Consider the following 4,178-nt stretch of genomic DNA (forward strand, 5'->3'; position numbering starts at 1 on the left):
GACAAGCAAGGCTGAATTGCTACTTTTTTTGTCATCCGAGGCTGCTCAAAGCCTCAGCGGATCTGAAACAGACCCGCGTTGCGTTTCCGCGTGCATGTCGACATACGCTCGCCCTCCGACTCTGCTCCGAGCTGCCCGGGGGAAGGGGGCGTCGTCAGTCGTCGTCGCTGAGCAGGGAGCGCAGGTCGCTGAAGAACTCTTCGCAGGCCTCCGTGCTCGACGGCTGTTTCATGAGCTTGTCGTAGTCGACGAACTCGTAGAGCTTGTCGGGAATCTCGGCGATGAAGCAGGAGGGCGCGCAGCGCTCCTCCTTGCCGTAGCGGCTGCGGCGGGCGCAGTAGGTCATCGTCAGGCGCTCCTGGGCGCGCGTGATGCCCACGTAGAAGAGGCGGCGCTCCTCATCGAGGTTGCCCTCGTCGACCGAGCGGTTGTGCGGCAGCAGGCCGTTCTCGACGCCGACGATGTAGACGTGCGGAAACTCGAGCCCCTTGGCGGCGTGCATGGTGATGAGGCAGACGCCGCTCTTTTTCTCAATGTCGTCCTCATCGCGGTCGTCGTCGAGGCTGATGCCGGCGAGAAAGTCGGTGAGCTTGTGCCCCGGCAGCCAGAATTGGCGCAGCGCCGTCTTGATATCGTCGATGGCCGAGAGGCGGCGCAGGCGCTCGTCGTCGGTCTTGCAGGCGCGCGTCAGGTGCTCCTCGTAGCCGATTTCTTTGATCAGGTCGGCGAGAATGTCGGCGAAGGGACGCTCGCTTTCGGCAAACTCGGTGCCGAAGCGCGTGATGAGATCGGTGAAGCTGCCGATGGCGTTCTGCGAGCGCGTCGAGCACTCGGAGAGAAAGGAGAGGTCGAGCAGCGTTGCCCAGAGGCTCTTCTTGTTGTCGCGGCTCCAGTCGATGGCGAAGCCTGCCGTGTTGGGGCTGATGCCGCGAGCGGGCGTGTTGAGGATGCGCAGCAGGTGCAAGTCGGCATCGGGATTGTCCATCACCTGCAAATACGCGATGAGATCCTTCACCTCGCGGCGGTCGAAAAAGCTCTTGGTGCCCACCATGCGGTAGGGGATGTGTTGCTCGCGAAGCGCCATCTCCAGTGCGCGGCTCTGCGCGTTGGCGCGGAAGAGCACGGCGAAAGACTCCCAAGGCAGCTGCCGGCGGCGGCGCAGGCAGTCGATTTCATCGGCGATGAACTCCGCCTCCTCCTGCGAGCCCGGCATCGCCATCAGGCGCACGGGGTACTCGCCCACCTTGTCGGTTCGCAGCGTCTTATCGCGCCGCCCGATGTTGTGGCGGATGAGCGCGTTGGCGCAGTCGAGCACCTGCCGCGTGCAGCGGTAGTTCTCTTCGAGCTTGATGACCGTCGGGTTCGGGAAAAAGCTCTCAAACTCGAGGATGTTCGAGATCTGCGCCCCGCGCCAGCCGTAGATGGACTGATCGTCGTCCCCGACGACGCAGACGTTGTGCGCCGGGCCGACGAGCTGGCGCAGCAGGCTCATCTGCAGCGAGTTCGTATCCTGAAACTCATCGACGGTGATGTAGTCGAAGCGGCGGTTCCACTTGTCGTGCACATCGGGGTAGCAGCGCAGCAGGCGCTCGGTGAGCAGCAGAAGATCGTCGAAATCGACCGCATTCTGGGCGCGCAGCTCGCGCTCGTAAGCCTTGGCAACCGCCGCGATGAGGCTGTCCTCAATCTGATCGATCGGAAGGCCGCTGTTGCGGGCGCGCGACAGCTCGGCGAGCACGGGTCCGGGCTCCAGCTTCTCCTGCCGACCGCCCTGCTCCATGATCAGGCGCTTGATGAGGCCGGTCTGGTCGCTGCCCGTGTAGATCGAAAAATTCTCTTTGTAGCCGAGCCGTCCGATATCCTGCCGCAGGATGCGCACGCAGAGCGAGTGAAAGGTGCTGACCGTCATCTGCCGCGCAGCGCGGCGATCGACAAGCCCCGCAACGCGGTCCGCCATCTCGTTGGCGGCCTTGTTGGTGAAGGTGAGCGCGAGGATGCCGCGCGGGTTGGCGCCCTTTTCAAGGAGGTGGGCAATGCGGCAGGTGACCGTGCGCGTCTTGCCCGTACCGGCACCGGCGAGGATGAGCACGGGACCGTTGAGCGTCTCGACCGCCCGGCGCTGAGCCGGATTGAGCTTGCTGATGTCGAACTTCTCTGCCAAAACGGCGCGCATCCTAGCAGAAGTCGCTCGGATTAGCAAGTGCAAAGCGACGATATTACGCAGCCGATTGACGGCTGATGCAATCCGCCGCGCGAGTTTTGCCGCCTTGCGTCGCTGAGCCGGAAACTCGCTTCACCGACACAAGAAAAGACGCATAGATATCATGCGTCATTAGTAGGATAAAGAGAGCCTATAAACTGATGAAAAAAGGATTGACAAAATGAGGGGGGTGTGATAACACTAACTAGAGTTAGACTTGATACCTATGAGATATTTCTACAGCAAAGCCGGAAAGCCCGAAGGCCCCGTTGACGCCGACACTCTCGACAAACTCGCGGAAGAGGGGATCATCGTTCCCAAGACACCCGTTATTGAGGAAGGAAGCTCCACTTGGAGCACCTACGCAGCTCTGCGTCCCTCTTCACCCGCTCCCGCACCGACACCTGCGCCTGCGCCTGCGCCCGCTTCTGCGCCGACACCTGCAGATTCCGAGAATGCGCCCAAACCCGCGGCTGCGTCATCAATCGAGTCGCCCTCCAGACGAGGCGGTCTTGCGTCCTTCTTCGGTTTCATTGCCGGCCTGAATGAGCGCGTGGACGCTTTGTTGAACAAGCTGTTCCGCTTGCCCTCGTGGGTTCCGGACGGAGAGGAGGCTCGTTGCGGACTGCTCGGCAAAATCTCCGGCATTACCGGTGCTCTCATCTGGCTGTGCATCGTGTTATCCGGTATTGCCGTGGCCTGCAAACTGACGATGTGGCTGTTCGTCCCGGTTCTTCTCGGCAGTATCCTGTACGGTTTTATCCTTCAGTATCTGATTTACCAGATCAGCCGCAACATGAACGCGATGATTCTCGGACAGCGAATCGTCATGAGTTCCGTCCATTTCCCGCGCTTCCTCGGTGCCATCTGTTCGATTTTTGGCCTGGTAACGTTGTTGGTCTGCTTGTTTTACCTCTTCACGGGCAAGCTCTCCGACTTTTTCCTCTCGCTGGCGTCGCTCCTGATCCTCGTGTGCATGAGCTACCTCAATTTCAATGCCGACAAAGTTCTGGTGACGGTCAAGCCGGCGGCGGTTTCACCCGGTCGTGAATTCAATAACTACTTTAGACTGCTGATCCGTTCGTACGCGGCATCTCTTCAGGTGTTTGCTCCGCTTCTCATCGTTGCGGGCGCTCTTTCGCTGATATTCTTTGTCATGCTCGATGCCCAGAATATCACGCTGTTTTCCTTCGGTAAGTCCGGCGGAGTTTCCGTTTTCAAGGCTCTCGATAACTTGTTGCAAGCTTTCATCTACATTCACATACCGCTGATAGCGTGGATAATACTGGGGCTTGGCTCATGGATTGCCGATTTGCTCGACGCCATCTTCTCGCTGCCCGATCGCTCCTCCCGCGACTGACTCCGCTCGGCTGAGGCCGTGCCGTTTGTACCGCGCCGCTGCAAGAGAGCAAGCTCCGCTTGCGATTCATTCGGACTCGATATCGTTCAATATCGACACTCGCCACGCTCAAATAACGCCGGCTAGGCCGGAATGCTACCGTTTGATCTTCTCATGCCCTATTTCCCTCCACCTCCACCTGACGCCGACCAATACCCTGACGACCGCGAACAAGATGTCGCAACCTCGTCAGATGTATCACCTCGGCTTGAGGAGTCTGCCCATGCATTGGATGAATCGCTCATTCCGCCGCCCCCTGTAGAGCCTGAAGCTGCGGTCGTTCCGCCGCTCCCTGCGGAGCCCGAGACCGCAGTCGTCCCGCCGCCGCCTGCCGAGCCTGAGGCTGCGGTCGTCCCGCCGCCCCCTGCGGAGCCTGAGGCCGCAGTCGTTCCGCCGCCGCCTGCCGAGCCTGAGTCTGCGGTCGTCCCGCCGCCTCCTGCGGAGCCCGAGGCCGCGGTTGTCCCGCCGCCGTCTGCGGAGCCTGAGGCCGCGGTCGTTCCGTCGCCGCCTGCCGAGCCTGAGGCTGCGGTCGTCCCGCCGCCCCCTGCGGAGCCTGAGGCCGCAGTCGTTCCGCCGCCG

At 61.2% G+C, this 4,178-nt stretch carries 2 protein-coding genes; one reads left to right on the forward strand and one right to left on the reverse strand.

Annotation, left to right across the window (positions count from 1 at the left end):
- Positions 1 to 154 precede the first annotated feature (154 nt).
- Positions 155 to 2,161: an ATP-dependent helicase gene (locus tag AC6UAL_RS09485; RefSeq protein ID WP_500683138.1), complete on the reverse strand. Its 2,007-nt coding sequence runs from the start codon at positions 2,159 to 2,161 to the stop codon at positions 155 to 157.
- Between the two features lie 265 nt (positions 2,162 to 2,426).
- On the opposite strand from AC6UAL_RS09485, the gene AC6UAL_RS09490 reads away from it, so the two are divergent.
- On the forward strand, positions 2,427 to 3,560 hold the full coding sequence (locus tag AC6UAL_RS09490; protein ID WP_500683139.1) for a DUF4339 domain-containing protein: 1,134 nt from the start codon (positions 2,427 to 2,429) through the stop codon (positions 3,558 to 3,560).
- Positions 3,561 to 4,178: the final 618 nt, after the last annotated feature.

The organism is Candidatus Parakkermansia intestinigallinarum (genome assembly GCF_944389695.1).
GTDB classification, from domain to species: Bacteria; Verrucomicrobiota; Verrucomicrobiia; order Verrucomicrobiales; family Akkermansiaceae; genus Akkermansia; species Akkermansia intestinigallinarum.